This is a genomic window from Micromonospora tarapacensis (assembly GCF_019697375.1).
GTDB lineage: Bacteria > Actinomycetota > Actinomycetes > Mycobacteriales > Micromonosporaceae > Micromonospora > Micromonospora tarapacensis.
Genome location: NZ_JAHCDI010000004.1, coordinates 4,951,194 through 4,977,931, shown reverse-complemented (window position 1 = coordinate 4,977,931; position 26,738 = coordinate 4,951,194). Strand labels below are relative to the sequence as shown.

The 26,738-nt window shown below is 68.8% G+C and carries 29 protein-coding genes and 2 tRNA genes; 6 read left to right on the top strand and 25 right to left on the bottom strand.

All coding sequences use genetic code 11. From position 1 onward, the window contains the following. The first annotated feature begins 20 nt into the window (after positions 1 to 20). A complete protein-coding gene (locus KIF24_RS28850; RefSeq protein ID WP_221086703.1) occupies positions 21 to 554 on the top strand; it encodes a YbhB/YbcL family Raf kinase inhibitor-like protein in 534 nt (177 codons plus the stop codon). A 79-nt stretch (positions 555 to 633) separates the two neighbouring features. Here the strand turns inward: KIF24_RS28850 and KIF24_RS28845 are convergent, their stop codons facing one another. Continuing rightward, a complete protein-coding gene (locus KIF24_RS28845; protein WP_221086702.1) occupies positions 634 to 1,344 on the bottom strand; it encodes a class I SAM-dependent methyltransferase in 711 nt (236 codons plus the stop codon). Positions 1,345 to 1,555: 211 nt separating this feature from the next. Here KIF24_RS28845 and KIF24_RS28840 point away from each other — a divergent pair, with 211 nt between their 5' ends. Next, a complete protein-coding gene (locus KIF24_RS28840; RefSeq protein WP_407939974.1) occupies positions 1,556 to 3,382 on the top strand; it encodes a hypothetical protein in 1,827 nt (608 codons plus the stop codon). Between the two features lie 12 nt (positions 3,383 to 3,394). On the opposite strand, the gene KIF24_RS28835 is transcribed toward KIF24_RS28840, so the two are convergent. Then, positions 3,395 to 4,180 carry a hypothetical protein gene (locus KIF24_RS28835; RefSeq protein WP_221087603.1) on the bottom strand — a complete coding sequence of 262 codons (786 nt, stop codon included), beginning with the start codon at positions 4,178 to 4,180 and terminating at the stop codon, positions 3,395 to 3,397. A 298-nt stretch (positions 4,181 to 4,478) separates the two neighbouring features. Here KIF24_RS28835 and KIF24_RS28830 point away from each other — a divergent pair, with 298 nt between their 5' ends. Continuing rightward, entirely contained in the window at positions 4,479 to 5,993 is a 1,515-nt protein-coding gene (locus KIF24_RS28830; RefSeq protein ID WP_221086701.1) for a peptide deformylase, read from the top strand. Positions 5,994 to 6,148: 155 nt separating this feature from the next. Here KIF24_RS28830 and KIF24_RS28825 read toward each other — a convergent pair whose 3' ends face one another. After that, positions 6,149 to 7,270: a globin domain-containing protein gene (locus tag KIF24_RS28825; RefSeq protein ID WP_221086700.1), complete on the bottom strand. Its 1,122-nt coding sequence runs from the start codon at positions 7,268 to 7,270 to the stop codon at positions 6,149 to 6,151. Positions 7,271 to 7,442: 172 nt separating this feature from the next. On the opposite strand from KIF24_RS28825, the gene KIF24_RS28820 reads away from it, so the two are divergent. Continuing rightward, positions 7,443 to 8,213, top strand: a complete 771-nt coding sequence (locus KIF24_RS28820) for a CPBP family intramembrane glutamic endopeptidase (protein ID WP_221086699.1) — start codon at positions 7,443 to 7,445, stop codon at positions 8,211 to 8,213. A gap of 64 nt (positions 8,214 to 8,277) precedes the next feature. Here KIF24_RS28820 and KIF24_RS33625 read toward each other — a convergent pair whose 3' ends face one another. After that, complete coding sequence (locus KIF24_RS33625; protein ID WP_230415958.1) at positions 8,278 to 9,189, bottom strand: hypothetical protein; 912 nt, start codon at positions 9,187 to 9,189, stop codon at positions 8,278 to 8,280. A gap of 664 nt (positions 9,190 to 9,853) precedes the next feature. Between KIF24_RS33625 and KIF24_RS28810 the strand changes: the two genes are divergently transcribed. Then, positions 9,854 to 9,944 (top strand) — tRNA-Ser (locus KIF24_RS28810). 35 nt (positions 9,945 to 9,979) lie between these two features. After that, positions 9,980 to 10,052 (top strand) — tRNA-Arg (locus KIF24_RS28805). Positions 10,053 to 10,300: 248 nt separating this feature from the next. Here the strand turns inward: KIF24_RS28805 and KIF24_RS28800 are convergent. The 21 genes from KIF24_RS28800 to folE all read right to left on the bottom strand — a co-directional run bounded on the left by KIF24_RS28800 (position 10,301) and on the right by folE (position 26,691). After that, the gene (locus KIF24_RS28800; RefSeq protein WP_221086698.1) at positions 10,301 to 11,104 is read right to left on the bottom strand and encodes an HAD family hydrolase; all 804 of its coding nucleotides are present in this window, start codon (positions 11,102 to 11,104) and stop codon (positions 10,301 to 10,303) included. 33 nt (positions 11,105 to 11,137) lie between these two features. Further along, a complete protein-coding gene (locus tag KIF24_RS28795; RefSeq protein WP_221086697.1) occupies positions 11,138 to 12,217 on the bottom strand; it encodes a glycosyltransferase in 1,080 nt (359 codons plus the stop codon). Between the two features lie 110 nt (positions 12,218 to 12,327). Then, positions 12,328 to 13,275 (bottom strand): phosphotransferase family protein, encoded by a 948-nt coding sequence (locus tag KIF24_RS28790; protein WP_269440812.1) that lies wholly within the window; start codon positions 13,273 to 13,275, stop codon positions 12,328 to 12,330. A gap of 94 nt (positions 13,276 to 13,369) precedes the next feature. Then, positions 13,370 to 14,038: a dTMP kinase gene (locus tag KIF24_RS28785; protein WP_221086696.1), complete on the bottom strand. Its 669-nt coding sequence runs from the start codon at positions 14,036 to 14,038 to the stop codon at positions 13,370 to 13,372. Positions 14,039 to 14,051: 13 nt separating this feature from the next. After that, the gene (locus KIF24_RS28780; RefSeq protein ID WP_221086695.1) at positions 14,052 to 14,861 is read right to left on the bottom strand and encodes an inositol monophosphatase family protein; all 810 of its coding nucleotides are present in this window, start codon (positions 14,859 to 14,861) and stop codon (positions 14,052 to 14,054) included. Then, the gene (locus KIF24_RS28775) at positions 14,858 to 15,415 is read right to left on the bottom strand and encodes an AAA family ATPase (protein ID WP_221086694.1); all 558 of its coding nucleotides are present in this window, start codon (positions 15,413 to 15,415) and stop codon (positions 14,858 to 14,860) included. The genes KIF24_RS28780 and KIF24_RS28775 overlap by 4 nt, the downstream gene beginning before the upstream one ends. Then, on the bottom strand, positions 15,415 to 16,293 hold the full coding sequence (locus tag KIF24_RS28770; RefSeq protein ID WP_221086693.1) for a nucleotidyltransferase family protein: 879 nt from the start codon (positions 16,291 to 16,293) through the stop codon (positions 15,415 to 15,417). Before KIF24_RS28770 ends, KIF24_RS28775 begins: the two co-directional genes overlap by 1 nt. Further along, entirely contained in the window at positions 16,290 to 17,396 is a 1,107-nt protein-coding gene (locus tag KIF24_RS28765) for a hypothetical protein (protein ID WP_221086692.1), read from the bottom strand. Before KIF24_RS28765 ends, KIF24_RS28770 begins: the two co-directional genes overlap by 4 nt. Further along, positions 17,393 to 18,196: a hypothetical protein gene (locus KIF24_RS28760; protein ID WP_221086691.1), complete on the bottom strand. Its 804-nt coding sequence runs from the start codon at positions 18,194 to 18,196 to the stop codon at positions 17,393 to 17,395. Before KIF24_RS28760 ends, KIF24_RS28765 begins: the two co-directional genes overlap by 4 nt. Further along, entirely contained in the window at positions 18,193 to 18,960 is a 768-nt protein-coding gene (locus KIF24_RS28755; protein ID WP_221086690.1) for an HAD family hydrolase, read from the bottom strand. Before KIF24_RS28755 ends, KIF24_RS28760 begins: the two co-directional genes overlap by 4 nt. Further along, entirely contained in the window at positions 18,960 to 19,652 is a 693-nt protein-coding gene (locus tag KIF24_RS28750) for a beta/alpha barrel domain-containing protein (protein WP_221086689.1), read from the bottom strand. Before KIF24_RS28750 ends, KIF24_RS28755 begins: the two co-directional genes overlap by 1 nt. A 6-nt stretch (positions 19,653 to 19,658) precedes the next feature. Further along, positions 19,659 to 20,492 (bottom strand): hypothetical protein, encoded by an 834-nt coding sequence (locus KIF24_RS28745; RefSeq protein ID WP_221086688.1) that lies wholly within the window; start codon positions 20,490 to 20,492, stop codon positions 19,659 to 19,661. A 17-nt stretch (positions 20,493 to 20,509) separates the two neighbouring features. Further along, positions 20,510 to 21,337, bottom strand: coding sequence for a hydroxypyruvate isomerase family protein (locus tag KIF24_RS28740; RefSeq protein WP_221086687.1), 828 nt, complete (start codon positions 21,335 to 21,337; stop codon positions 20,510 to 20,512). Between the two features lie 64 nt (positions 21,338 to 21,401). Beyond that, on the bottom strand, positions 21,402 to 22,091 hold the full coding sequence (locus KIF24_RS28735) for a 7-cyano-7-deazaguanine synthase (RefSeq protein ID WP_221086686.1): 690 nt from the start codon (positions 22,089 to 22,091) through the stop codon (positions 21,402 to 21,404). A 123-nt stretch (positions 22,092 to 22,214) separates the two neighbouring features. Beyond that, positions 22,215 to 23,252, bottom strand: a complete 1,038-nt coding sequence (locus KIF24_RS28730; protein WP_230415956.1) for a DegT/DnrJ/EryC1/StrS family aminotransferase — start codon at positions 23,250 to 23,252, stop codon at positions 22,215 to 22,217. A 62-nt stretch (positions 23,253 to 23,314) separates the two neighbouring features. Further along, positions 23,315 to 23,746 (bottom strand): hypothetical protein, encoded by a 432-nt coding sequence (locus tag KIF24_RS33620; protein WP_230415955.1) that lies wholly within the window; start codon positions 23,744 to 23,746, stop codon positions 23,315 to 23,317. 7 nt (positions 23,747 to 23,753) lie between these two features. After that, positions 23,754 to 24,350 carry a radical SAM protein gene (locus KIF24_RS33615; RefSeq protein ID WP_230415954.1) on the bottom strand — a complete coding sequence of 199 codons (597 nt, stop codon included), beginning with the start codon at positions 24,348 to 24,350 and terminating at the stop codon, positions 23,754 to 23,756. Continuing rightward, positions 24,347 to 24,841, bottom strand: coding sequence for a phosphoribosyltransferase (locus KIF24_RS28720; protein ID WP_331461315.1), 495 nt, complete (start codon positions 24,839 to 24,841; stop codon positions 24,347 to 24,349). Before KIF24_RS28720 ends, KIF24_RS33615 begins: the two co-directional genes overlap by 4 nt. Continuing rightward, positions 24,831 to 25,637 (bottom strand): 7-carboxy-7-deazaguanine synthase QueE, encoded by an 807-nt coding sequence (locus KIF24_RS28715; protein ID WP_221087600.1) that lies wholly within the window; start codon positions 25,635 to 25,637, stop codon positions 24,831 to 24,833. The genes KIF24_RS28720 and KIF24_RS28715 overlap by 11 nt, the downstream gene beginning before the upstream one ends. Continuing rightward, positions 25,634 to 26,071: a 6-carboxytetrahydropterin synthase QueD gene (queD, locus tag KIF24_RS28710; protein WP_230415952.1), complete on the bottom strand. Its 438-nt coding sequence runs from the start codon at positions 26,069 to 26,071 to the stop codon at positions 25,634 to 25,636. The genes KIF24_RS28715 and queD overlap by 4 nt, the downstream gene beginning before the upstream one ends. Next, positions 26,068 to 26,691 (bottom strand): GTP cyclohydrolase I, encoded by a 624-nt coding sequence (folE, locus tag KIF24_RS28705; protein ID WP_221086684.1) that lies wholly within the window; start codon positions 26,689 to 26,691, stop codon positions 26,068 to 26,070. The genes queD and folE overlap by 4 nt, the downstream gene beginning before the upstream one ends. Between the last annotated feature and the right edge of the window lie 47 nt (positions 26,692 to 26,738).

The following is a 26,738-nucleotide window of genomic DNA, read 5'->3' as shown; positions in this document are numbered from 1 at the left end:
CACCGGAAGGACCTGTGTCGATGACCCTGGAACGACCCATCGCCCCGGACCCGTACGAACTGCTGCCGACAGTCGCCTCGTTCACGCTGACCAGCGACGACGTGCGCAACGGTGAGCCGATGGACGCGGCCCACGCACACGGCAGCACCGGTGGGGGCAACGTCTCACCGCACCTGGCCTGGTCGGATTTCCCGGCGGAGACCAAGGGTTTCGTGGTGACCTGCTTCGACCCGGACGCGCCGACCGGCAGCGGGTTCTGGCACTGGGTGCTGGTCAACCTGCCGGTCGATGTGACGGAACTGCCACGTGACGCGGCCGGCGACGACCTGCGTGGCGCGTTCACCGTGCGCAACGACTACGGCGAGCAGGGCTTTGGAGGCGCGGCACCACCGCCCGGCGACCGCCCGCACCGGTACGTCTTCGCGGTGCATGCCCTCGACGTGGCGCGGCTCGACGTCACCCCGGAGGCGACTCCCGCCTACGTGGGCTTCAACCTCGCCTTCCACACGCTGGCGAGGGCCACCATCCGCCCCACCTACCAGATTGCCGGCTGAGCCGGGGCGTTGATCGTCCTGGGTCGGGCTCCCACGGGAGCCTGACCCAGGGGTCTCGATGATCGGGGCGGTGACGGGGTCAGTCGGGGGTGCGGGCGACGGCGAAGACGGACTGGCCGAAGGGTGGGCGGGCGACCTGCTCGGCGGCCTTGGTCACGGGTAGGACCAGGGTGTCGTAGACCTTCACCATCGGGCCCTCCTTCGGCATCAGCCGGAAGACCTTGGTGGCCATGAAGTAGCCGATCAGCCCGAGCGCGTTCGCGTAGTGGATCTTCTCCACCCGCAGTCCCGCCTCGGTCATCGCCGCGGCCAGGGTCTTCTTCGTGTAGCGGCGCACGTGGCCGGTGGCGACGTCCGCCGGGCTCATCGCGAACTGGAACGCCGGCACGATGATGACCACCGCCCCACCGGGCCGGACCAGCTGGCCCATGCAGCGCAGCGCGCCGACGTGGTCCTCGATGTGCTCCAGCACGTTGTACGACACCGCGGCGCTGTACTCGCCGCGCTCGGAGTTGGGCAGCAGCATCTGACGTACCTCGATGGCCGGCCGGTCGGCGAGGCGTTCCTTGAGCGACACCAGGCGATCCGGATCGGCCTCGGTGGCGGTGAACCGGGGGAAGTGCTCGCTCCACTCCAGTGCGTAGTCGCCGAGCCCACTGCCGATCTCGATGGGATCGTCGCCCAGGTAGGGCAGGGCCAGTTCGATGAACCAGCGCCGGTGGTTGACCGCCGTGGCGAGGCCCTCCAGGACCTCGGACTGCACGCGCTGATCCCCAGTGATTTCTGCCATGCGTCGTTTTCCTCACGATACGACTCGACCCGCGCCGGGACCGACTGAGTGAACCATCCGCCCGGACGGCGGGGATATCGGGGCCCGTCATGGCCGAACAACGGTCGGGGTAGGTGCACGATCGGTGGTGGTCAGCGAACCCGGCAGATATTACGCCAGCGCCCCGAACCCCGCACGCTGGCCGCATAGGACGACTACGCTCTGAATTGCTATGACTACTCCTGATTCGGGCCGACCTGTGACGGAATCCGGGGCGGGAGGGCCGTCGGCCGGGCCGGAGCGCGGCGGCGACCGGCGCAGGTCGGGGCGGTGGAAGGATGTCGCCGCCGTGCTGAGCTTCGCCGTCCTGGGGTTCTGGGTCACCGCGCGGATGTGGCGGAACCCGGGTGACGGAATCCGGGACAATCCGACCGACATGGCCCAATTCGAATGGATGATGGCGCACGGTGCCCGAGTGGTCACCGAATTCGCCTACCCGTTCTCGTCCGACCGGATGAACGTGCCGGAATCAGTCAATTTAATGGCAAATACCTCGGTATTATCTGTTTCGCTGCCGATGACACCGATCACCCTTGCCTTCGGCACCCGTGCCGCGTTCCTGGTCTTTCTCACCCTCGGGATGATCGCCACCGCCAGCGCCTGGTACTTCCTGCTCTCCCGGGTGATCGTGCCCGGCTCACGTGGGCCGGCCTGGCTGGGCGCGGCGTTCTGCGGGTATGCCCCGGCGATGGTCTCGCACGCCAACGCCCACCCGAACATCGTGTCGCAGTTCGTGGTGCCGTTGATCATCTGGCGTACCGTGCGGCTCGCCGACCCCGGCCGCTGGCTGCGCAACGGCCTGTTGCTCGCCCTGGTGATCGTCTGGCAGGCCTTCCTGAACCTGGAGATCCTGCTGATGACCGCGATCGGCCTGGGGGTGGTCGTCGTCGCGCTCGCGATCGGCCGGCCCGAGCTGCGGGCGCGGACCCGCCCGTTCCTGGCCGGGCTCGGCATGGCCGCCGGCGTCTCCGTCGTGCTGCTGGCGTACCCGCTCTACGTCCAGTTCTTCGGACCCGGCGCCTACCACGGGCTCTCCTGGCTGATCCGGGGCTACTCCACCGATCTGGCCTCGTTCTTCGCCTACGCCCGGGAGTCGCTGGCCGGCGACCCCCGCAGCGCCGCCGGGCTGGCCAAGAACCCGACCGAGGAGAACGCCTTCTTCGGCTGGCCGCTGGTGATCCTGGTGGTGGCGCTGGTGTGGTGGCTGCGGCGTAACGCCGTGGTGATCGGGCTGGCCGTGCTGGGGCTCGTCTTCGCGGTGCTCTCCCTCGGCCGGGAGATCCGCCTCGACCGGCGCGGCACGGGCATCCCCGGACCGTGGGCGGTGCTGGAGGACCTGCCGGTCCTGCACTCGGTGGTACCGACCCGCTGGGCGCTGGCCATCACCCCGATCGTCGGGCTGCTGCTGGCGTACGGCGCCGAACGGGTCCGTGCACTGGCCGCCAGGTATCCGCAACGGCGGTCGCAGATCCGCTTCGCCACGGTGACCGTGCTGGCGATGGCGCTGGTGCCGGTGCTGCCCACCCCGTTGCCGACCAGACGCCTGGAACCGACGCCCGAGTTCGTCACCTCCGGGGCCTGGCGTCCCTACCTGGCCGGCGGGCGCAGCGTGGTGACCCTGCCGCTGCCCGACACCGAGTACGCCGACCCACTGCGCTGGTCGGCACAGACCCGGCTGGAGATGCCGATCGCCCGCGGCTACTTCCTCGGGCCGGACACCCGTACCGGCAAGGACCGGATCGCCCTGTTCACCGCGCCGCCGCGCGCCACCAGCAGCTTCTTCGGGGCCATCCGCCGTACCGGCGAGGTGCCGCCGGTCAGCGCGCAGGCCCGCCGGGAGGCGGTGGCGGACCTGCGGTACTGGCGGGCCGGTCTGGTGATCCTCGGCCCGCACGAGCACGCCGACGCGCTGCGTACGGGGATGACCGAGCTGACCGGCATCGAGCCCACGTACCGCGGGGGAGTGTGGTTGTGGGATGTCCGGCCGCTGACCGGGTGACCGGCGGCCAGGTCAGGCGCTGCGGATGCAGCAGCCCTGGCAGACCTTCGGCCTGGGCAGGGTGAAGGCCAGGCAGCAGGTGCGGCGCTGTACCGTCGGTTCGCCGTTCGGGCCGGGGACCAGCTCGATCAGGTCGGCCAGGTCGAGCGCGTCGAGCAGCGTGTCGATGGCCTCGACCGTCGAGCCGGGCAGCCCGTCGGCGGCGCGCAGCAGCCCGTGCGCGATGCCGGAGGCCACCGAGCCGAGCAGGGTGCGGGTGCCGATGCGGACCTCGCCCTGGATCGCGCTGATCAGGGGGGACAGGTGCGCGTCCAGCAGGGTGGCGCGCAGTGTCGCGAGCAGTTCCCGCTCGTCGGTCACCACCCGGACCTGGGCTGGCCCGGCGAGCGCCAGTGGGTCGCTGGGCAGCACCGCGACCGGGATCGACTCGCGCATGCCCAACGTCACAAGGGTGCGCCGGTCGGCGAAGTGGATGAGCGCGGCGGTGTGGTCGAGCAGCGGCACCCGCCGGGCGGCGGCCCAGCCGAGCACCACCGGCAGCGCCGCCCAGTAGCTGTACGCCTTCCAGGCCACCGCGGCGCAGGCGTGCGGGGTGCCGCCCCAGAGCCGGACGGCCGAGTCGAGCAACTCCGGCAGCCGCTCGCCGCTGGTCAGGGCCGTCGCCGGGGCCCAGCCCGCCTCGTCGCCGACCGCCAGGCCCCGGGCCAGCCCGGGTAGGTCGTCGGTGCCGAACATGGCGCGCAGGGTCGCGGTGATCGGAGCCAGCGGCGCGGCGGCGGGGTCGTAGACGGGCAGCATCGCTGTCACCTGATCCCACCCCCCGGTGTCGACCGATCCGTCCGTGTCCGAAGCCCTCGTGGCCGTACTAAGGCTAGCCTAACCACACTTCTCGGCGCAGGGAAACCCTCGGTGGGGTGGAAGCGAGCGATTCGGATCGCTCGTGGGGGTGAAAACTACCCAGGGTGTCGGGTCGGGGACTCCCGGCAGTATCGGCAGAAATCGTTGATCGGTCAAGGTTCCTGTCGAGAAGGTGCCACTTGTGTGCGTGTTCGGCAACACAACGTGAAACTTGGTACTCCCGGCCACGAGGAAGCTGATGACGACCTCACCGCTCGATCGGGCTGCCGACTCCTTCGCCGCCGAACTCGCCCGGCACCGGACGGAGCGGGGGCTGTCCAAGAAGCACCTGGCCGCCCTGATGGGCTTCGACCCGTCCTACGTCAGCCACGTCGAGGGGCGTCGGCACCGACCCACCGAGGACTTCGCCCGCCGCGCCGAGGCCGTCCTGGAGGCCGGCGGCGCGATCTGGCAGCGCTTCCGGGAGTACGACGGCCTGCGGCACGCCCGCAGCGAACGCAACCACCGCGACCCCAGCCTGCCCGGCCAGTGGATGCCGCCCGGCACCGGGCTCATCGTCGAACGCGAGACGGCCGTCCTCACCCACACCGAGGACGCCTACCGCTGCGTCATCCGTCGCGAGCTGTACAACGCCGGCACGGAGCCCGTCACCCGCTACCTGATCCGGGTCGCCGTGGACCGCTACCCCAACGACCCGGGCCGATCCAACCGGCACCACCGGGAACACCCGCTCAGCTTCGCCGAACTGCAACTGCGTGCATCCCGCGAGGAGTTCGGCGAGCGCGAGGCCATGCACTGGCGGGCCAAGCACGACCGGGACGCGTTCAAGGAGATCTGGCTGCTCTTCGAGAACGCCGAACGGCGCTTCCCGCTCTACCCGGGCCGCCGCGCCACCATCGAGTACGCGTACACCGTCGGGCAGGACAAGTGGGGCCCGTGGTTCCAGCGCGCGGTCCGCGTACCGACCCGGCACCTCGCCGTACGCCTGGACCTGCCGGCGACGCTCGACCCGCAGGTCTGGGGCGCGGAAACCTCGCTATCGGCGGAGGAGGGCTTGCTGCGCACGGCCGTCACCCGGCACGAGGACGGCGACCGGGCGATCTTCGACTGGGCGACCGACGAGCCGCCGCTGAACGCCCGGTACCGGCTGCTGTGGCGCTTCCGGGCGCAGCCGGAGCCGGAAGCGGAGGGCGGCCGGGTCCGGCCGTCCGACCGGATGCGCGGGCTCGGCATCGTCCAGCGCGGCACCGACCTGCTGCGGCAGCCGGCCCGCCCGTTCGACCTGCCACGGGAGGAACAGACCGCCCGGGAGATCGTCGACCGGCTGATCACCGCGCTGGCCCGGCTGGACGAACTGCACCCGTTCACCAAGGGGGTGGGGATCGCCGCCCCGCAGCTCGACGTCGGCCGCGCCGCGGCGGTGGTCCGCCCGCCCGACCGGACGGCCGAGCCCGTCGTGCTGCTCAACCCCCGGGTGGTCGATGCCGCCCCGCACACCGACGAGCAGTACGAGGGCTGCCTCTCCTTCTTCGACCACAGAGGGCTGGTGCCGCGACCGTTGCGGCTCGACGTGGAACACGCGCAGTTCGACGGCGGCCGGCTCATCACCTCGTTCGAGTTCGGCATGGCCCGGCTGGTGGCGCACGAGATCGACCACCTGGACGGGCGGCTCTACGTCGACCGGATGGCACCCGGAGTGCCGCTGGTGCCGATCGAGGAGTACCGCGAATCCGGCCACCCCTGGCGTTACTGAGCGCAACGACCCGTGGCACGACCCCACCCGTCCGGGTGGGAACGACGGCCCGGACGGGCGAGGTCGTGCGGGGCGGTGCCGGTCCGCCCGATCGGGGGACCGGGGCGCGTGCCCCAGGGGCAGGGGCACGCGCCCCGGTCCGGAGGGAGAAAGCTCTACAGGTTGCCGAACGTGTCGTACCGGGTGCGCTGCGGTGGGACGTCGTCCGCGGCGAGCACCCGTAGCGTCGAACGGACCATAGGTGCCGAACCGGAGACGTAGCAGTCGTGCGTCGTCCACGGCCCGTAGCGGGCCACCACGTCCGGGACGTCGCCCTGCTCGCCGTCGAAATCCGGGTCGTCGCTGCACGCGGCGGTCACCGACAGCCAGGGGTGGGCCGCCACCAACTCCCGCAGCCGGTCGAGACCGTAGAGATCCGCCTCGGTCCGGGCGCCGTAGAAGACGTGCACCCAGCGGGCCCGGTTGAAGCCAGCCAACTCCTCCACCAGCGCCTTGATCGGGGCCAACCCGACGCCCCCGGCGACGCAGAGGATGTCCCGCTCCGACGAGCGGTCCAGCGTCATCGAGCCCATCGGCGCGGCCACCCGGAGCAGGTCACCCGGTTTGATCCGGCGGACCAGCGCACCGGAGACCCAACCGGCGGCCTCGGCCGGCGTACGGACGTGGAACTCCAGCACGTTGTCCTCGTTCGGTGCGTTGGCCACCGAGTACGTCCGCCACACCCGAGGGTGGTAGCGGGGCACCTCGACGCTGACGTACTGGCCCGCCTTCCACGACAGCGGATGTTGCAGCGCCCGGCAGGTGAAGACGGCGGTGTCCGGACCGTACCGCTCGTGGGTCAACACCTCGGCGTGCCAGAACGGCGGGTCGCCGTCCGCCGTCGCACCGGCCAGCATCTTCCCGGCGATCGCCGCGTACGCGTCCCGCCACGCCTGGTCGTACTCCAGGTTCCAGCCGCCACCGGCGGTGCTGCGCAACGCATCCAGCAGCGCCACGCCCATCGTGTCGTAGTGGGCCGCCTCGACGTGGTACTTGCGGTGGTCCCGGCCGAGCGCGCGGAGGAACTCGTCGAAGCCCTCCGGATCGTCCACCGCGTGGATCGCCGTGATGATCGCTTCGAGCAGCCGATCACCCTGGCCGGTCATCTGGACCGGGAAGAGCTTGCGCAGCTCGGGGTCGAGGAGGAACAGCCGGGCGTAGAAGTGACCGCTCAGCCGGACCCGCTGCTCCTCGACGAGGGTCCAGCTCTCCTTCAGCAGCCGCGCGAAGTTGTCCACCGGGGGCGCTCCTTCTTCTGACGGCGGATCGGGCCCCCATAGAATCTCCACGGAGTGTGTATGAAGGTCGCACAGAATGTGCGACCACATCGTGAGGCCGGCTCTTGTGCCTCTCGAATGCTCTTGTGCCTCCCGGATGCCAGCGGCGCCGCCGGTCGGGCAGAGTGGTCCGGTGACCGTTGAGCTCACCCGCCCGGTGTCCCGCCGGACGCTCGGCACCGAGACGATGCTGGTCCTCGGCCTCTCCCTCGGCCAGTCGGCCGTCTACGCCACGGTGTCGATCATCGCGAAGCTGACCGCCGAAGGCGGACTGTCGAGGCAGACCGCCGCGCTGAACACATCGGCATCGGCCCGGCCGTACCTCGACCTGGCGTACCAACTGCTCGGCATCGTGTTCGCGCTGCTGCCGGTGCTGCTCGCCGTACACCTGCTGGCGCGCGACACCGGAGATCCGACGCGGGCCCTCGGCCTGGACGCCCGGCAGCCCGGTGCCGACCTCGCCCGTGGTGCCGGACTGGCCGCGTTGATCGGACTGCCGGGCCTGGCGCTGTTCTGGGCGGCGGCGCAGCTCGGCATCAACGCGACCCTGGTTCCGGCCGCCCTGCCCGACCTGTGGTGGGCGGTGCCGGTGCTGATCCTCGCCGCGTTCCAGAACTCGATCCTGGAGGAGGTGATCGTGGTCGGCTACCTGACGACCCGGCTGCGTCAGCTCCAGTGGCGGCTCGGCGCGATCATCGCGACCAGCGCGCTGCTGCGCGCCTCATACCACCTCTACCAGGGCTTCGGCGCGTTCATCGGCAACGCCGTCATGGGCGTCGTGTTCAGCCTCTGGTACCTACGCACCCGCCGGGTGATGCCGCTGATCGTGGCGCACGCCCTGCTCGACATCGTCGCCTTCGTCGGCTACAGCCTGCTGCCCAAGGAGTGGTTCGACTGGCTCTGACGGTAGAGGGCGACGGCGCGGGCCGCGAGGCGCTGGGCCGCCATCGTGTCGCCGGCCACCGCAGTCAGCGCCGCGGCCCCGGCAGTAACCGGAACACCAGCCGCAGCGCCACCCAGCCACCCGCCTGCGCGGCCAGCGGCGCGGCCAGTCGCCAGGCCGCCTCAGCCGCCCAAGGGCCCGGCTGCTCGCCCGGCCCGTCCGCCGCCCGGGCCGCCACCAGCGCCGCCCCGGCGCTCGCCGAGTCCGGGTGCACCTGGGTCAGCACCAGCAGCTCCGCCGCCCGGTCCGGGTGCGCCGGATCACAGCCGTACGCCGCCGCGAGGTGCAGCACCAGGTTCGCCTGGGACCAGAGCACCGCCGCCAGCTCGACCGCCGGCGCGAAGACCCCGGCCAGCGCTGCGGTCGCCGCACCGATCCCGGCCTGCCGGACGAACCGGCGGCTGGCCAGCCGCGCCAGCCCGTCACTCTCCGCCTCCGGGTAGGTCTCCCGCAGCCGTCGGGCCCACTCGGCCGCACCGGGACCGAGCGCCTCGACCGCGGTCAGGGCCAGCAACTCCGGAGCGAAGCCCGGGTGGTCGAGCACCCGCGCGACGAGCACCCGCAGCTCCGATTCCGGCGTACGGCCGGCCGCGCCACTCGTGACCGCCTTCTTCGTAACCTTCTTCACGGCCCTGACCGGTGCGGCCTTGGCGGCCTTCGCCGGTGCCGCCCGTGCCGGGTTGGCCTCGGTCGCGGGTGCCGTCGCCGCCCTTTTGGGGGCGGCCTTCCTGGTCGCCCTACGTCCCGGCGTCGCCTTGCCTTCCGGCGGTTTCCGTTCCGGCCGGGCCGTGCCCTCCGGCGACGTCTCTGCCGCGCCGGTCGTTGCCTGGGCACCGGCCTGGCCCTCGCCCCGAGCTTGGCCCTGGTCCTGAGTCTGGCCCTGGTCCTGAGTCTGGTCGCCGCTCGTCTCGGGAGCCTGAGCCTGCCCTTCGCGCATCCCGGGCAGGATGTTCCTGCGCGCCGCCCCCGTCTTCCTCGCCGGCGCGCGCCCGGTTTCGGTCGGCCCGGCGCCAGTTCCGATCTCAGCCGGCGGTGCCTTCCGCTGCGCAGCCTTCGGCGGGCCGGCGTGGCGGCGACCGGCGGCGCATCCGGTCCACCGACCTCGGCCCGCGTGACGTCCGGCTGATCGGTGCCACCGCGCCCTGCCGTCGACACGCTCTCGGCAGGCTGATCGGCGGCCGGTGGTGCGGCGAAGGGCGGCGTTGGCCTGGTCGCCGGCGCGGACGAGGCCGCCCGGGACGGGCGCGATCGTGGTTGCTCCGGAACGGGTGGCGGCTGGAAGAGCACGTCCGGCGCGGCCTTTGCCCGCCGGGGACGCGGCCCAACGGAGTCGTCCTGCTCCTCCGGAGCCGGCGCGGCGGGTGCCGGAGGTGGCGTGAAGGTTGCCTTCGGGGAGCGGCGGCGTGCTCCCTCAGCAGGCTCACGGCGGGTCTGCTCGCTGGGCGGCTGCTCCTGCATGTCGATGGAGCCTAGTCCTGATCACGGCGGCGCACAGCGGGCGAACGACAGCCATCGGCGGGCGAGGGCTCGTTCCGCTGGTCGCTTTGCTCCCGGCCGGGAGGGGCCTGTATCCTCGGGCCCGGTGGTCTGCGGGCCACCGGGGAGACTTCGCCTAGTCTGGTCTATGGCGCCGCACTGCTAATGCGGTTGGGGTCTTAAAGCCCCTCCCGGGTTCGAATCCCGGAGTCTCCGCGCGAAGGCCGGGTGTGTAAACTGGCCGAGCACCAGCGCCCGTAGCTCAACGGATAGAGCATCTGACTACGGATCAGAAGGTTAGGGGTTCGAGTCCCTTCGGGCGCACAAGATCATGAGGGGTCTGACCTGCCGAAATGGCAGTCAGGCCCCTTCGCTTTTCCGTCCCTTGTGGTCGGTTGGGTGCTCGGTGGGTGCTCGTGCGACGAGCATCCCTCACGTCCGGGCCTGTCCGGTGGGCGGTTGTTACGTCCGGCTGGGTTTTGATCATGATGTGCTTGCCCGCCGCCGAGTCCGAATGTTGGGATGCGGTGGTCTCGCCGCCCACCCGAACGCCAGTCCATGTGGGCGTGCCCTTACAGCTCAGGTTCGCGAAGCGTCGGAGGCGAGCATTCACAAGCGACGTGGCTTAGAGAAGGAATGTGCGTGACAGCGGCTTGGCGGCTTGCGACCGTGGCATCGCACCATCCGGCCGGGCAGATGTGGGCCGCCGCCCAACCGCCGTTACTGGCCAGGCCGAGATCCTGAGTGACGCTGTCACCGACCACGAGACATACATGAAGCTCGTCTTGGGCCAAAGCTTGCCCGATGACGGACGCGAAGGCGGGGTTCGACTTGGCGGCGCCTACCTCGCCAGAGACCAGGATCCGGTCGAAGAACTCCGTGAGCGCCGCCCCGGAGAGCTTCCGACGCTGGTGGGCCGGTAAGCCGTTGGTGGCCAGCCAGAGTCGATGGTTTCGGCGAAGAAGATTCAGCGTGGCACGGATGCCCGGCAGCGGACGGATGTTTTCGTGTCGAAACACCCGGTACGCGTGCACTGCGGTGCTTGCTTTGTCCAGGTCACCCTGACGCGCGTTGAGTATCGCTCGCCAGACCTCGATCTCATGCTGGCGCAGCGACTCGATGACAGGTTCAGGAAGTCCGGTGTTCTTGCGTGGTAGCCAAAGAGCCTCCCAGCCGCTGACGTGGGCAAGCGGGCCGGTGTGCCGGTGAGGGTGGGCTTTCCACAATTTCCGTATGAACCGCAGGGCCAGTTCGGTCGTCTCGAAATCGTTGGGCAAGGCGACAGTCGAAAGCGTATGGACGACTGCTTCTCTCGCGGCCCGGACGTCGTCGATCAGAGTGTCGTCGAAATCCAGGATCATTACCTTCAAGTGCATTCACCCCCCTCCTAATGAGTGCTGGACTCGGGGTCAGCCGTGAGGGGAAGACTTGAGTATGCGACTGAAAGCGCGTTCCCAAACGGGCAACACCTCCGTGTAGTCACTAGTGGCGGCTAACTCCCTCGCTGCCTGCGCCATATGTGTTAGCCGGGTCGGGTCCGATCGCAATGCGGTGACCTTGTCTACGAAGGCCTGGATCACGATGGGATCTGCAGGGTCTCCCTCGATCAGACAGCCGGTGACTCCGTCGATGACTCGATCCGGTAGGGCCCCGGCCGGCGAGCAGATGATCACTGCTCCGGCAGCGGCTGCTTCCATGGCTGCGATGCAGCAGGTCTCCGGGTACGTCGTGGGGTACAGGTAGAACTGAGCCGTCAACTGGAGCTTGATGAGATCGGGTTTGGCTAGGCGACCCAGGTAGTGCACGCCCTCGGATGCCATTGACTCTGCGCGCTTGTACAAGGCTCCGGCACGACGTAGGTCTTCCTCGGCTGTTATGCCTCGCAGTAGGTGACTCGATGCAATGAACAGCTCGGCGTCCCGATGCGCCTCGCGGATGGAGGGCCACATGTCCAGCAGTGGTTCCAGACCGCGCCTCGGGTTCGCGGCGTGCAAGAACCGGCCTGCTACCTTGGGCCACTGTTCGGCGTAGTCCGACGTGTTCAGGCCGTCGGCTGTGACAACCCACTCGGCATCCGGCGGGTAACCAAAATCGTCGATATAGAGGTTGCGTTGGAAATCCGAGAAGGCGATCAGGAGGTTGACGTCGCCAGCGCCGACTTGACCGATAAGGCTGCCGTTGGGCGTCTTCAGCCCAAGTTTCGCCGCTCGCACCGGCGCATTGAATCGGCCCGGCTCGATCCTCTTGGTTCGCACCCAAAAAATAATCACATCCCGGTACTCGTCCTCGGCCAGTTCCGTGAGTGGCAGCCACTGCACGCCGAAGTCCTCGACGCGCGGGCAGTCGGCGTACACCCGCACTTCATGGCCGCGCGCGGCGAGTCGGCGGGAAGACAGGATCATTCCTGTCTCATTTCCGCCCACGCCTTTCGTCGTCAGGTCGGATGGCTGAACGGTCAGGTATCCGGGGTGCACGATGTCGATTTTCATGGGGCTCCTGGGCGCGTAATTCGAAGACGAGCTCTGTAGGAGTTGCGGAGCTGTCACCGCCTATCTGAGTTCGAATCAGGTCCGCGCGCTAAGAGTTGGTCCAGCAGTCGCTACGCGTAAGGGTTGGAGGGACCAAAAAGCATGTCGACGCGTTCGTGCTGCCGGGCGAACTCGTCGCGACGGCGGACCCGCTGCTTCCATAGGACGGCGAGCCACCGCAGAGCGCACGTGCGCTGATTCGCTGCAAATCGCTTGTGGTTGGCGTCCGTGACGCCGAGATCGGGTAGTACCTTCACCCACACCTCGTCGGGTACGTCGCGCGCGCTGATGTGCTCGATGTGGTCGGCGGCGTCGAACGCCTGGTTGCTGAATCCGGCGTATTCGAAGTCGACGCAGACGGCACCGTCGCCGGTCTGGAGCCAGTTGAGCAAGTTCGCGTCGCCGCGGGACAGGATCGGCTCGTCTTGCTCGATGACCACGTCTGCGTCGCCGCTGGTATGCCAGGCGGCAAGCAAATGCTGCATGGCGGGCGCGAGTGGGTCGTCGGCCTGTTCTTCGAGCAGTTTGGGCCATGCCTGGGTCAACCGGGCCAGGTAGTGTTCGCCGCTGTCGATGCGGGGCAGCTCCGCCATCAGCCCGGACAGCGGTACCGCTTGTAGTTGCGTCGTCGTGCGGGCGAGGCCGCGTAGTGCATGTAGCTGGTCGGGTGCTTCGAGCAGCGGAGTGCCGTGCAGTACGGTCATCCCGAGGGCAGGTTCGACCTCGGCCGGGTCGAGCCACAGTGGGACCGGGACGGTGCCGAGGTGCTGCGGCTCGATGAGGTTCAGTGCTGCCCATTCGCGCTCGGCGCGGCGCCGGTCCGTCTTGGTGTAGAACTTGATCACGGTGTCGTCGCCATCCGGCGACCTCCAGCGGTAGAGATCGTTCTGCATGCCTCCGGTAAGGGGGCGTACGCCCAGCCTGGCCAGGGAGTCGCTCAGGGCTTCGCCTCCATGCGTACGTGCGTGCCGGAGTGCAGCGAGCAAGTCCTGGGGGGCCTCGTGGGATCGGGCAGTCATGCTGTCTTCGGCTCCTGAGGTGATCGAGGGGTTGATGGACGGCACCGACCGTAGTAGCTGGTACGCGGTGGGTTTCGCGACGCCGCCGGTCGTGTCACGCCGTGGTGGCGAGTTTCGCGGCGAAGGTCGGCACGGTGGACAGGTCGGCGAGCACCGCGTGATGTGTCTGTTGGGTGTCGAGTCCGGTGACGTCGACTCGCCGCAAGCTGGGATCGGCTTGGGCGAGCTCGGCGTACGCATCGTGGACGAACCGGAGGAAGGCGCGCTGCTCGGCGGTGTACGGGTGACCTTGCCGGAGCTCCGCGCGGGCGATGGCATCGTCGGCGGGCAGGTATAGCCATACAGACCGGACCGCGGCGGGGCCGGCGAAGGACCCGACGTTGCGCAGCCACGCGATCGCGTCGGTGGGGACGATGTGGTGCTGCTGCAGGAGCCGGGCGAGGCTGTAGGAGTAGAGGGTGTGGATTCCGCGGTCTTCGATGACGGTGCTGCCGTCGATGAGTGGGCCCGCGATGTCGGTGGCGTATGTGTCCGCGCGGATCGCTGCGCCGAGCAGGGTGTCGGTGACGACGTTCTCGTGTCGGGAGAACGGATCACCGGAGTCGAACAGCGTCAGCAGCGTCCGGCCGAGCGGGTCGGCGTCACGGGTCAGGTTGTCTGGCAGGTAGTTGACGGGCAGGCCCTGTCGGGTCAGGAAGTCGGCGAGCTTGCCGGCCTGGGTGCTCTTGCCGGCGCCGGGCAGCCCTTCGAATCCGATGAGCATCCGTATCTCCTTGTCAGGCGTACGTGGTGCCGGCAGTTGCCTGGCGCAGTGTGTCGAGTACCGCGACGCTCAGTCCGGGTGCGGTGACGATCGTGGTGCGAGAGGCGAGGTCGTGAGGCGTGCCGTCGGTGTCGGTGACGCTCGCGCCGGCTGCTCGGGCGATCGCGACGCCGGCAGCCATGTCCCAGTCCCGGTTTCCGAGGGTGATGCTGGCATCGAGGGTTCCATCGGCGACGAGGGTGAGGTCGACGGCGGCGGAGCCCAGCATGCGGACCTTCCCGGCGGCCGGGGCCAGGGCGGCGTGCAGGGCGATGGCGACGGCGTTGCGTTCGTCGGCGTCGTCGCCTGTGCCGTAGTCGCCGATGGCGATCATGGCCTCGGCAAGGTTCCTCGTCGTGGACGGTGCGATGACTCGGTTGTTGCACCAGGCGCCGATTTCGGCGGCTCCCCAGTAGGTACGGCGGAGTGTGGGAAGGCTGATCACGCCGAGCAGTGGCCGGACACCGTCGGTGAGGGCGAGGGAGACACCATAGAGCGGCAGGCCGTGAACGAGATTGACGGTGCCGTCGATCGGGTCGAGGACCCATCGCCGGCGCGGCCGAGCCGGGTCGCCGCCTGCCTCCTCGCTGTACCGGTCAATGTCGGGGGTTCGCTTCTTCAAGAAGGCGAGGATCTGCTGCTCGATGCTCAGGTCGAGATCGGTGACCACGTCCTTGGGCCCTTTGGCGGTGACCTGCCGGACCGCGGCCGCCTCTAGGACTCGTGTCCCAAGTTGCACGGCAGTGCGGGCGATGTCGAGCAGGTCGGCGAGTTGGCACGTCATCGGGCGGCTGCCTCCGATCGGGTGGGGTTCAGCTGGTCGAGGTAGCCGAGCGCGGCGTCGAGCAGTTCATCGGCGGAGGTATCGGTTCGCAGCCGCAATGCGGGAACGGTGATCGAGTCCGCGGACTGCTGCAACTGCTGGTACAGGCTGAAGGTGCGGTTGCCTGCGGGGTGGGTGCCGCCGCGTTGGTCGGCGTCGAGCCGGTCGCGGGCCACGTTGTCGGGGCACCAGCAGGAGATGACGGCCAAGGGCTGGCTGAGCGTGGTGGCCAGGTGGGTGACGTCGGCGAGCTGGTACGCGCGGGTGCCGGTGCGTTCGAGGACTACCACGGCGTCCGGGTCGCGGGTGAGCCGTTCCCGGGCGGCCAGATGCAACAGGGACACGACGAAGTCGTCCTGTTCCCGCTGGTAGGTGACCTGCCCGGACGGACCGTACAGGGCCGCGCGTACGAGGTCTTTGTCCAGCAGCAGGCAGCGGCCGCCGAAGTGCCGGCCGAGGCTGGTGGCGAGCGTGGTCTTGCCGGTGCCGGGCAGACCGGTCAGTTGCACGATCATCAGTGGCCCCCGGCCAGAGGCGCGTCCTGCGGGAGTTGAGGCCAGCAGGAGCGGACGAGGTTCCAGCCCGCCCGCGACGATTTGTCGAGGGCGGTGGCTGGTTGTGGGTCGGTGTCGTCGAGGGCGTAGTGCAGCGCGTCGGCCAGCGCGGGCCAGCGGCGCTGGGAGGCGACGCGGGCCAGGGTGTGCCGGAATCCGTCGTCTCGGTGCAGGACCGGCAGCGGCGCCTGGTGTTCGCCACTGCTGGGTGCGGGTATGCGCCGATCGAGAATCGTGTGAATAGTGGCGTCGTCGCGGGTGTGGGCCAGCCGGGTGGTCAGGTCGAGGGTGAGCCCGGGCACGATGGTGTCGTCGAAGTCGCGGTGCAAGGTCGTGGGGCTGCGGCCCGTGCTGAAGTATCCGCGGCGGGTGAGCACGTCTGTGGCGGTGGCCGCCGCGGATGCGGGGAGGAGGATGTCGACGTCGCTGGACTGCCGGACGGCTGCGCCGGGATAGAGCAGGGCGGCGTGGGCGATGCCGTTGATCGCTGCGGCGGGCACATCGTGGTCGTGCAGCGCGATGATGATCGCTGCGGCTTCCTGGTGGTGTTTTCGCGATCGGTGGGCGTTGAGTCGCAGTTGCCCACGCAGGAACTGCTGCATCGGCCGGGGAAAGCTCTGGGTGTGGTGGTGTCGGCTGAGCCAGTCCGCGAACAGGCAGGTCATCTTGGCGTTGATGACGTACTCCAGCACCTCGCCCAAGGGATGGATGTCGTCCGGGCCGGGCGTGGCGCCGAGTTTTCGGTGAGCCGGTTCGCTCGCCGCCCGCAATAGTCGGTACATGCGCGGACAGCCGGTGGTGTCGGGAAAGAAGCTCTGGACGGGTTCCGCGGCGTTCATCCGACTACCTCGTCGTGGAGCAGCCGGCCGACGGCGGCGGCCAGCGCGACCGGGTCGGCGCCGGCACGGATGCGGAAACAGGGCTGTTGGGCCAGTACTGCGGCTGTCTGCTCCACATTTCGGTAGACGATGTCGTCCTCGGGGGCCGCGGCGAGCCACTGGTTGGTGTGGGCGCTGGCGCCACGCTGCAGGTCGTGCATGAACATGCGGGTTTTGTTCAAGGTGTCGGTGATCTCGTCCGGGTCGACCCGCTCGACCTGGACCTCGGTTCTGGCTGGGTCGAGCTGCGGCCAGAGCATCATCGAGATGCTCAGGTCGCGGGCGACGGTCGCTCCGGGCTGCATCAGTGCCGGGAAGGCGGGCGGCTCTACGACGATCTTGGTGGGGAACGTCCACCGTTTCTCGGCCGGCAGTGTCTGCTGCTGGGGCGGGACCAGGTGCCGCAGGTGCGGCAGGGCGGTGAGGGTGCCGATCCCGGCCCGCAGCGGCATCGGCCATGGATAACCGTGCAGCCGCTCGCCGGTGGCGTGGAGCATGAGCCGGTCGTTGGTCGAGTAGTCGCCGCCGAGATGGTGCAGGCTCGCCAGCAGCGTCGTCGTCTTGCCCCGACCGCGATTGCCCGCGATCAGGACGCCACGCTCGGCATAGGTGAAGGCGGCGGCGTGGGCGTAGACCATTCCGGCTGCCAGCAGTTGCGCGGTCATGGCTTGCCGAACCAGCCGCGGTGCCCAGTCAAGAGCAGCGGGAACGTCGTCACACCAGGCGTAGATCACCTTCGCGGCCGGGTCAGCGTGCAAGAGGGTGCGCCGGGCCGGAACCCAGAACACGTTCTGGAGGGAACCGTTGTGCCGGTACGCGTACGTCTGCGGCCCGATGTCGAACTCGTCCCCGTCGGTGTGCGCACCTGGATTTTTGGCGACGTCCGGGTCGTAGTTCAGGTGTACCTGCCAGGTACCGCCGCTGCCCGGAAGTTCGTCGTAGGAGTAGAGGATCTTCCGGGCCTCCTTCAGGATGCCCGCGATGTCGGTGGTGAGCGTGACCGACGCGGTAGCGCACCGGAACGTCGCCGTGTCGGCCGTTGCAGTGGGATTCGGTGGGGTCATCGAGGATCCGTTCGGTGGCAGACAGGTACTTGGCGGCGTGCGTGGGCGACCAGGGCGGCGAGCGTCGCGCTGTCGGCGTTGCGGTAGAAGTCCGGAAGACTTGTGCCGGCGACGATGTCACGCAGCCAGGTCGGCTCCGAGACCGTTTGTGCGGCACCCCAGACGGCCACACTGTCGGCGGGCCCGGTGATCGCGAATCCCTCCCTGGCACGTACCGCGGTGAGCTCGACCGGCGCCGCTCGCCGATACTTGCCTCGATCGCCGGCCGCCATTGCCTGGTGCGGTGGTGCGGTCTCAGCTGGGAGGCCGGTGTAGAAGTTGAACACCGCAGCGGGGCCGTCGAGGACAAGGGTGAGGTGCCAGCCACCGAAGGGAATGACTGCCATTTCCCCGGGATCACACGTCTGACAGGTCAGGACCGGCTCACCCGAGTTGGTACGCCATGCGGCCAGCATCAGGACCCGCCCGGTCAGCGTCTGGAATATTTCGAGCTGCGTCGGGGTGTTCCAGTGCCCGGTGGAGCGGAACAGCTCTCCTCCGGGCAGCTGGCCCGGCTGGTACTCGACCAGGTCCGCGAACCAGTCGGTATCGCACGCCCTCCGCGGTGGGAGCACGTCGCGGTGCGCGGTATACAGGAGCGGGTCGTGGCCGCCGCCGTAGCTGACGACATCGTCGGTGACGAACACCGCGTCGCCAGCCCGGTGCCGTTGCAGCAGGTCCGACAGCCGATACTCGGTTCCGGGGCCAGCAGGTCGCAGCGGCGTCAGCAGCGAAGCGGTGCGGGACATCGCGGGAGTCATGACGGCTCCACGATGCCGTCGCCAGCCGTCTGGCAGGCGGTCGCCAGCAGGTCGATGAGCTGACCGAGATGCGTGATGACGTGAGCGTCCCCTTGGGCGGCCTCGCCGTCCGGCCGGTAATGCACGGCTCGGCACCCGGCCATGAGCGCCCCGTGGACGTCGGTAAGGCGGTCGTCGCCGACATGCCATACCCGCTCCGGCGTGCACTGCGCCCGCGCGGTGATCGCGGCGAACACGCCGGGGTGCGGTTTCGCGATACCGAGTTCTCCGGAGAAGAGCATGTCTGCGAAGTACACGGACAGGCCGAGATCGTCGAGGAGTTGCCGGTGCACCTCGGCCGAGGTCGCGAGGGTGTTGGAGGTCAGCACGAGCCGGGTGCCGCTCATACTCAGCGCGGTGAGTGCCTGGACGGCGCCGTCCAGTGGTTGCGGGCACCCACGCAGGGCGGCATGGGTGTGCACGACGCGCAGCATTGAGGCCATCTGTGGCGTGTCGGGAATGCTGAGCGGGCCTCGGATCGCTGCGAGCATGTCATCCAGGACCGGCTGAACACCGTGCCACCGCTGCTGGCGCAGAACCTCCCGGTCTGTGGCGCTAACGGCAGCGCGAACCTCATCGAGCGTACGGCGGTGCCCGAACGCGTCGAAGACTCGCGCGAACTCCGTCACCCGCCAGTCGGCGACCGCGCCTTTGTCGGTGTGGTCGATGAGCGTTCCCCACAGATCGAGACTGACGGTCCACCCTGCTAGGGCTTCGACGGTCATCATCGGCTCCGTTCTGGACGCTGGCCACGTATCCACGCGGCGGTCTGCTCAAGATCATTACTGCTCCACAGCAAGGACCCGGGGACTACGCCCGTCGCGCCGGCGTCGGCCAGCGGTGCCACGGTGTCCCGGCGGATCCCGCCGTCGGCGAAGATCGGGACACGTCGGCCCGCCGCGTGCAGCAGGCGCCGGGTATCGGCGATCCGGGCAACGGCGGCCGGGTCCATGGAGGTGCCCTTGGTGCCCAGCGGCGTGCCGATCAGGACGACGGCGTCCGCTGCCGTGAGCATGTCGGCCACGTCGTTTGGCGGGGTGTCGAGGGTCAGGGCGACCCCAGCCGCTCGGCCGGCGGCGCGGATGACCTCGATGGCGTCGGTGGCCTCCCTGGCTTCTGCGTGCACGGTGATCAGGTCTGCGCCGGCGTCAACGAACGCCTGCGCGAGCTGGGCCGGATGGTGCGCCATGAGGTGCACATGCAACGGCAGGCTGGTGTGCGCCCGGACGGCGCTCACCAAGTCGGGGAAGAACAGCGGCTGCGGGACGAACACGGCGTCGGAGGCGTCGATGTGCAGCAGATCGGCGTAGGGGCTGACCCGAGCGGCCTCGGCCCCCAGTGCCGACAGGTCGGCGGACCATAGGGATACGTCAAGCAGGAGCCGGTCGGCCGGCAGCGTGTCGAGGAAAGACGTCATGGCCTATCAGTTCCTCCCGTGTGCGGGCACCGGCATGTGCGCTTGCGCTGCCGCGCTCTGGTCCGCGGCCTGTGGTGCGGCCCTCAGTACGCCAAGGAGCTCGGAGGTGATCTCGTCGGCGACGTCGTCGGAGTCGCGCAGCCCGACCCGTACGCGCAGCACCGGGGGCACCCTGTCGGTGAGGACCTGGCGGTACGCCGCGGCGTACCGGGGCAGGAACAGCAGCCGTTCGATAGCTGCCGGATTGCCGCCGCCGTGGCCCCTGCTGATCGCCCGTTCCCGGGCCAGCGGCCAGGGGGTGTCGAGAAAGACGGGTACTTCGGGCGTGCAGAACCAGGGCGCAGACAGGCCTCGTATGCGGGTCAAGGTCTGGGCCGGGTCTGCCTGCGGATCGGTCTCGGTCAGCACGGTCAACGCCCAGGCGATCTTGGAGTAGATGCCGTGGTCGACGAGCACCACATCGTTGGTGGCCAGCGCTGGCCCGAAGCAGGTGAGGTGGTGGTGGGCTTCGCGGCACAGCCGAAGCAGCACGTCGACGGTGCTGTGGTGGGCGCTTTGGTATCCGCCGAGTCCGGTGCGGGAGCGTAGAGGAGCAGTTTCGAGGAACTGCGACAGGCGGCCGATGGTGCCCGGCTCGCCGCCGTAGTGGATGACGGCGGTGGTGAAGCCGGCTTCCCGTAGGCGGGTGCTGACCAGGCGGGCTGCGGTGGTCTTGCCCGCTCCCCAGACGCCTTCCATGGTGACCAGGCGGCCCTGCGGCAGCGCCAGCCAGCGCATTGGGTCGACGGGGTTGCTCCGCTGGAGGGCTGGTGCCGGCGACGATGGCGCCAACGACTGCATCTGTTATCCCCTTGCTCTTAGTTAGCCGGCCGCAGTGTGGGCAGCCAGTCGAAGTCGACTCGGGGATCGCGGGTCGGTTCGTACTCCAGTCCGACCCAGCCGGCGTAGCCGATGTCACGCAGTGCGGCGAAGTACGCCGGGTAGTCCAGTGCTCCGGACCCGGGCCGTCCCCGGCCGGGATCGTCGGCGATCTGCACGTGCAGCAGCCGCTGGGCGTGGCGGCGCAGCAGGCCGGGCACATCCTCGCCGGAGCGTCCGTGGTGGTAGAGGTCGCACAGCAGCCCGGTGTTGGTCAGACCGGTGAGGTCGTTGACGGCGGCGGTGGTCGCCGCGGCGGTGTCGGCGTCGTTGATCGGGTAGTCCGGGGCCTCCACGAGGCTGATCGCCTCCAACACGACGCAGGCGCCGATCGTGTCTGCGGCTGCTGCGGCGGTAGCGAGGTTCTCGACGGCCAGCAGGTCCTGCTGGTGCGGGTCGACGCCAGGTTCGCGGTTGCCGTAGAGCGCCATGAGGATGCGGCAGCCGACCCGGTCGGCGAATCTGGTCGCGACGTCGAGGCAGGTGAGGAACTCGCTATGCCGGGCGGGGCTCGACAGCAATCCACGGTCGCCGGCTCGCATGTCGCCCTCGACGAGGTTCATCGCGACCAGTTGCACGCCGGCGTCGGCGAGCGCGGCCGTGAACGCGTCCACGTCGGTGGCGTCCGGCTCGGGGCCGGTGAAAGGCCACCAGGTTTCGACGGAGGTGAACCCGTCGGCGGCGGCAGCGGCGGGCCTGTCCAGCATCGGCAGGTGCCCGTAGAGCATGGACATGCTGGCGGCGAACCGCAATCCATCCGTATCCATCGTTCCTCACAAGAGTCGGCCATGGGCTCGAAGGCCCGGTGAGCAGAGGGGGCCGCGACGTGGCCTAGGCGGCGACGGTGGACATCGCCCGTTGGAACTCCTCGACGCGGTGTGGCGGGTAGCGCCCTTCCGCCATCGCGGGCACGTAGTAGCTGCCGACTCGTTCCCACGTCCATGGGTCGTGCGCGAATATGCCGGTGATGCCGTTGTTGACCAGCGCGATCCACCGCCGCAGGCAGCTGGGGCACTGCCCGCAGTGCGTGAAGGCGTCGCCGGGAGTGGCGCACGAGAACGTCTGCAGCAGCGCGTCCACCGGCAGTCCCGCGGCGAGGTACCAGGCGACGATCTCGGTTTTGGTCTTGTCCCAGAACGGGCTGTCGACCCGGATAGGTCGTCCGGCGAACTCGGTCAGCACGTCGCTCATCCGCGCGAACGCCTCCGGGCTCTTGTCCGCCGTGTGATCGCCCTTGACCCCGATACACCAGATTTTGTCCGCGCGAAACGCCGCGAGCATCGCGAACAGCACGTTGCGGAACGGGATCAGGTCGCCCTGCACCGTGGCCCGGGCCGACAGGTCGAGTTCGGCGCTGATCTCCAGATCCACGCCGTGTGCCGCGGAGATTGCCCGCACGGTCTCGATCTCCTGCTGCCGGCCGTAATGGCCACTGTCGAAGTACAGCGCCGGTGGCTTGCCGAGGAAATGCCAAGCCGGAAACGAGTCCAAGCCGGCGGAGAAGAGCAGAACTTCACGCACAGGGTGCTCCTTGTCGAACGTCGTCGTGGAGGATCGCGGGGCTATGCAGGGCCGCGCGGACGCCGGTGAAGTTCAGCGCCGGTCGTGCGGCGTGTTACCGAAGGGCGTGTCCGGCGCCGAAGATCACTGGTGTGTGGCCCATGTGCTCGCCTCTCGCGAGATCGTCTGTGCGTAGCCGTTGATGCGTTCCTCGGTGTCGTGGTCGGTCAGGACAACGGCCAAGGTGCGGTCGATGACCGTCGCCGCCTGCCGGCACGGAGAGCCGGCATAGCGGGCGAAGGCTGGCCGCCGGTCGGCGGGCATCAACCCGAAGGTGCCGACGCTGTTGGGCACCCCGAGCTGGGCGAGGTGTTCGCAGAACGCCCGCGGATGGTCCAGGTCAACCCTGATCACAGCGCTGTAGCCGTTGTCACCGGTCGCTGTGGGGGTCGCCGTGATCCCCGGCGTTGCGGTGAGCAGGACGGCGAGCCGGCGGGCCTGCCGCCGACGATGGTCGAGAAGTTCGTCGAACCGGGCCAGATTCGCGTGGGCGAGGACTGCGAGCGGTTCGGCGAGGCGGTAGTTGTAGCCGACCATTTCGGGCTGGCCGCCGTCTGGCGGCAGGTGGTGCGCCCGTAGGGCGCGGGCCCGGCCGGCGATGTCGTCGCGGTCGGTAAGCAGGTAGCCGCCTTCACCGCACCAGATGATCTTGCCGTCCTTGAGGCTGAAGCAGCCCACGTCGCCGTTGGTTCCGGCAACTCGCCCCCCGGTGCTGCTGCCCTGGGCCTGACACGCGTCCTCGATCACCACCAGGCCGTGTGCTGCGGCGACGCGCGCTAACTGTGTCGGATCGCCTTGGCGGCCCCACAGGTGAACAGGCAGGATCGCCTTGGTAGCGCCAGTCACCTTGGCGGTGAGGTCGTCCAGGTCGAGACCGCAGCCGTGGCGATCGCAGTCGACGAAAACGGGCCGGGCACCGGCGTAGATGATTGGCGCAACCGACATGACCACGGACAGCGCTGGCACCAAGACTTCGTCACCGGGCCCGATACCGAGGCAGAGCAGGGCGGTATGCAGGGCTGCGGTGCCCGACGACACCGCGACGGCGTGCCGGACCCCGAACCTGGCGGCGAGCTCGTCTTCCAGGTCTGCGACATACTCGGTGCCGGCCGGCCGGGGCATCTGCGCCAGCAGCCGTGACAGGTCTTCGACGGCACCGCCGCGTGCGGTGGGTGGTCCGGCGGTCATGTCGGCACCTGCTCGGTCAGGAACCGGTCGAAACCCATCAGTGGCCACATGTTGACGCAGTCGCGACTGAACAGCGCGCAGTCGGTGCACGGCCCAGCCGCTGCGAACAGCGTATGGGCGTCGGCGCCGCGGATGGTCCGTGACGTGGCGGTGGCGGCGATCTTCAGACTCGACGGGCAGTCATACAGGCTGCCGTCCGGTTCGATGAAGAACAGGTTCGTGCCGCCGAAGCAGCCGCTCACGAAGCCTGACTCGTGGGCGATGCTGTCGACGACTCTGCCGGGATAGCTCGGGTCGGGCAGCCGCACCGGCATGCCGGAGCAGTAGAGCTGCGTAAATGCCTCCGACATCGGGTCTGCGTCGCCGCCGGTCAGCGACAGTTGTGTGTGCAGGGCATGGCCGAGGTCGAGCGCGATCGGCTGCGGCACGAAGTAGTCACAGCCGAGCTCGGACGCCAGCACGGCGCCGGCCCTGATGACGTCGATGTTGAGTCGGGTGATCACGGAATACAGGCCGACCTTCGGTGATGGGCTGCTGCCCCGGGCGGCGATCAATGCCTGGATGCCGCTGATCACATCCTGGTGCCCGTGTTTGCCGTTGCGGGCCGGACGCCACGTGTCGTTGTAGCCGGCGTCCGGCGAGTCGACGGACACGGACAACGGCGTCGACGCCTAAGGTGATGATCCTGTCCACCAGTTCGGGTCGGTTCAGCGGGATCCCGTTGGTGCACAACACCACCTGCACGTCGGCGGCTTTGATCGCGGCGATCACCTCCATCACCGGCGGCCAGATGAGCGGTTCGCCACCGGCGATGAAGATTCGCTTCACCCGGGACCCGGGCAGGGTGTGCGCGAAGGCGGTGATCGCAGTGAGGTCCAGGTCGGTGCGGGCCAGGTGTGACATCGCTCCGGATTGCTGCGGCATGGCTTCGCGGTGCTCTTCGATCGTGCCGAAGTAGCAGTACCGGCAGCCGAGGTTGCAGGGCGACCGTAGCGCCCACAGCAGGGTGACCGCGCTCAGGTCGGCCGTCATGCTGGGACCTCCCACGGGAAGATCACCCAGCTGTCGACCTGGCTGCCGAGGTACCTCACCACGTCGGCAGGGCTCTGCGGTCTGTGCCAGTTCGCGCGGTTGACGGTCAGCACGGCGGTACGTACGCGCTTGGCCCCGGCGGCGTGCAACAGGCCAACGACGCAGACGAGGGTGTCGCCGCTGCCCGCGATGTCGTCGACCAGCAGTACGTCCATGCCCTTGAGGTCGCCGAGGGTAGCGGGGTTCACGACCCGGGGCGTGCCCGACTTGTCGGCATTGACGGTGTCGTCGAGGGTATGGACCACCTCCACCGCTCGCACCTCACGAACGCCGAGCTGGTGCGAAAGCAGGACAGCCGGGACGAGGCCGCCGCGGAGCACGCCTACCAGCACGTCGGGCACCCGATCGGTGCGAACCTGGCCGGCGAATGTGTCGACCGTCTTGGTGACATCGGCCCAGGTGAGGGCGATCGGGGTCTGGTCACCTGCCACGTTCGTCACCCCAGATGAGGACATGGGCGCGGCTGGTCATGTTCCATCCGTGCGTCAGCGCGGCGTCCGCCATCCACCGCATCCGCTCGACGACCAGGTCCGCGGTGGTGCCCTCTGGGGACAGCCACACCTGTGTGAGCCCGAACTCGTGCTGCAGGGCGACGATTTCCTGAATGTCGGCAGGGCAGGTGACGACGAACTTCCACCGGGCTTGTCCGGTGTCCTGCAGCTGTCTGATGACGTGCGGCTTGATCCGTCTTGCACGCGGGACTGCGGAGCTCTCCAGCTTGAGACCGGCGTTGAAGCACACGCCGGCGGCGATCAGGTCGCTGCCGGGGGCGACCGTGGCGTTCGTCTCGACCTCGACCGCGCGTCCGTCCGCACGTGCGGACCACGCGAGGTGAGTGACTACATCCCGGTGCAGCAACGGCTCGCCGCCGGTCACGATGACCAGGTCGACCGGCATCAGCGACGGGTCAGCGGTGGCCGGATCGAGCCGGAGTAGCTCATCCCAAATTTCGGCCGATGTCAACGTTCGCGCCGTGCTCAGGTCGTACCGGGCCACGTTCCAGGTGTATTCGGTATCGCAGATCATCGTGCCGTCAGCCGGCGTATCACTGGTGCTCGGCAACGCCGCGTATCCGCATGTGAGGTTGCAGGCCATGAGGCGTACGAACAGTGCCCGGCGGCCGAAGCTGGGCCCTTCGCCTTGGAGCGAGTAGAAGAGGTCGGCGACCTTCGCAGTGTCGGCCTTGCGTCGGACCGTAGGGTGAGCTGCGGTAGTCAACGAAATCATCTCCTTTCGGACGAGACCGGAATCCGGAATTCCGCCCAGCTGGTCGCCGTTTCGCTGACCTTCACGGCCTCGACGTGCACACCATCGGGAAGCGGCAGTTTCTCGGTGCACCAGTCGAAGATCAGCCGGGCTAGGTTCTCGCTGGTCGGCTCGACGGTGACAACGTCATTGATCAGCCGATGGTCGAACGTATCGGCCAGGTACTGCTTGACGGGCTCAAGTTCCGCGAAGTCGACGACAAAGCCGGGACCGCTCAAATCCTGCGCAACGAGGGTCACCTCGACGGCGTACGAGTGGCCGTGGACTCGCGCGCACTTGTGGTGCTCCGGCAGGTCCCCAAGCCGGTGCGCAGCCTCGAACTTGAAGGACTTTCCTATCCGGTATTCCCCGCCCCTGGCGGCAGCCGGCGTCGTCCCTGCCACGGTGTTGCTCATGCGGCACGCCCCGCCATCGACGCCAACTGGAGGAACTCGGCGCGGGCAGTGGCGTCCGTCTGGAGGGCCCCGGTCGTCGCGACCGTGATCGTCAGTGATCCTTGCGCCCGGACACCGCGACACGTCATGCAGGTGTGCTCGGCCCGCAGCAACACGCCCACGTCAGCGCATTCCAACTGCTGCTGCAGGAACCGGGCAACCTGCTGCCCCAGCCCCTCCTGCGTCTGCAGGCGTGCGGCGAACATTCGTACGGACCGCGCGACCTTCGATAGACCAGGAATGAACTCTGCTGGGCGGTAGCCAACGGCCGCAGTCCCGAAGAACGGAAGAAGGTGGTGTCCGCACACCGAAGTGAACTCAATCCCACCGGTCACGACCAGGTCATGCTGGTCATCCTCGTTCGGGAACTTGGTGAACTCCCAGGGCTTCTGGGTGAGCATCTGCGCATAGGCGTCAGCGACCCTGCGTGGGGTGTTGACGCCGACCTCAGTGCTCGCATCGATGCCGAGTGCGGTCAGTAGCTGCCCGACGGCCAGCTCAGCGGCGTTCCGGTCGATCGAGGGTGTCGTCGAGGGTGGGAGCGTGTGACCAATCTCCAGATCGGAAAGAGTGGTAACCACCAGGTCTCCTTCGGGGGTGAGGTCGAACTCCCGGGGGATGCGTGTGC

Excerpts from the sequence above, each read along its gene's own strand:
- KIF24_RS28850 (WP_221086703.1), top strand. The coding sequence starts at position 21 with ATGACCCTGGAACGACCCATCGCCCCGGACCCGTACGAACTGCTGCCG.
- KIF24_RS28845 (WP_221086702.1), bottom strand. The coding sequence starts at position 1,344 with ATGGCAGAAATCACTGGGGATCAGCGCGTGCAGTCCGAGGTCCTGGAG.
- KIF24_RS28840 (WP_407939974.1), top strand. The coding sequence starts at position 1,556 with ATGACTACTCCTGATTCGGGCCGACCTGTGACGGAATCCGGGGCGGGA.
- KIF24_RS28835 (WP_221087603.1), bottom strand. The coding sequence starts at position 4,180 with ATGCTGCCCGTCTACGACCCCGCCGCCGCGCCGCTGGCTCCGATCACC.
- KIF24_RS28830 (WP_221086701.1), top strand. The coding sequence starts at position 4,479 with ATGACGACCTCACCGCTCGATCGGGCTGCCGACTCCTTCGCCGCCGAA.
- KIF24_RS33625 (WP_230415958.1), bottom strand. The coding sequence starts at position 9,189 with ATGCGCGAAGGGCAGGCTCAGGCTCCCGAGACGAGCGGCGACCAGACT.
- KIF24_RS28800 (WP_221086698.1), bottom strand. The coding sequence starts at position 11,104 with ATGCACTTGAAGGTAATGATCCTGGATTTCGACGACACTCTGATCGAC.
- KIF24_RS28795 (WP_221086697.1), bottom strand. The coding sequence starts at position 12,217 with ATGAAAATCGACATCGTGCACCCCGGATACCTGACCGTTCAGCCATCC.
- KIF24_RS28790 (WP_269440812.1), bottom strand. The coding sequence starts at position 13,275 with ATGACTGCCCGATCCCACGAGGCCCCCCAGGACTTGCTCGCTGCACTC.
- KIF24_RS28785 (WP_221086696.1), bottom strand. The coding sequence starts at position 14,038 with ATGCTCATCGGATTCGAAGGGCTGCCCGGCGCCGGCAAGAGCACCCAG.
- KIF24_RS28780 (WP_221086695.1), bottom strand. The coding sequence starts at position 14,861 with ATGACGTGCCAACTCGCCGACCTGCTCGACATCGCCCGCACTGCCGTG.
- KIF24_RS28775 (WP_221086694.1), bottom strand. The coding sequence starts at position 15,415 with ATGATCGTGCAACTGACCGGTCTGCCCGGCACCGGCAAGACCACGCTC.
- KIF24_RS28770 (WP_221086693.1), bottom strand. The coding sequence starts at position 16,293 with ATGAACGCCGCGGAACCCGTCCAGAGCTTCTTTCCCGACACCACCGGC.
- KIF24_RS28765 (WP_221086692.1), bottom strand. The coding sequence starts at position 17,396 with ATGACCCCACCGAATCCCACTGCAACGGCCGACACGGCGACGTTCCGG.
- KIF24_RS28760 (WP_221086691.1), bottom strand. The coding sequence starts at position 18,196 with ATGACTCCCGCGATGTCCCGCACCGCTTCGCTGCTGACGCCGCTGCGA.
- KIF24_RS28755 (WP_221086690.1), bottom strand. The coding sequence starts at position 18,960 with ATGACCGTCGAAGCCCTAGCAGGGTGGACCGTCAGTCTCGATCTGTGG.
- KIF24_RS28750 (WP_221086689.1), bottom strand. The coding sequence starts at position 19,652 with ATGACGTCTTTCCTCGACACGCTGCCGGCCGACCGGCTCCTGCTTGAC.
- KIF24_RS28745 (WP_221086688.1), bottom strand. The coding sequence starts at position 20,492 with ATGCAGTCGTTGGCGCCATCGTCGCCGGCACCAGCCCTCCAGCGGAGC.
- KIF24_RS28740 (WP_221086687.1), bottom strand. The coding sequence starts at position 21,337 with ATGGATACGGATGGATTGCGGTTCGCCGCCAGCATGTCCATGCTCTAC.
- KIF24_RS28730 (WP_230415956.1), bottom strand. The coding sequence starts at position 23,252 with ATGCCCCGGCCGGCCGGCACCGAGTATGTCGCAGACCTGGAAGACGAG.
- KIF24_RS33615 (WP_230415954.1), bottom strand. The coding sequence starts at position 24,350 with ATGACGGCCGACCTGAGCGCGGTCACCCTGCTGTGGGCGCTACGGTCG.
- KIF24_RS28715 (WP_221087600.1), bottom strand. The coding sequence starts at position 25,637 with ATGATTTCGTTGACTACCGCAGCTCACCCTACGGTCCGACGCAAGGCC.
- queD (WP_230415952.1), bottom strand. The coding sequence starts at position 26,071 with ATGAGCAACACCGTGGCAGGGACGACGCCGGCTGCCGCCAGGGGCGGG.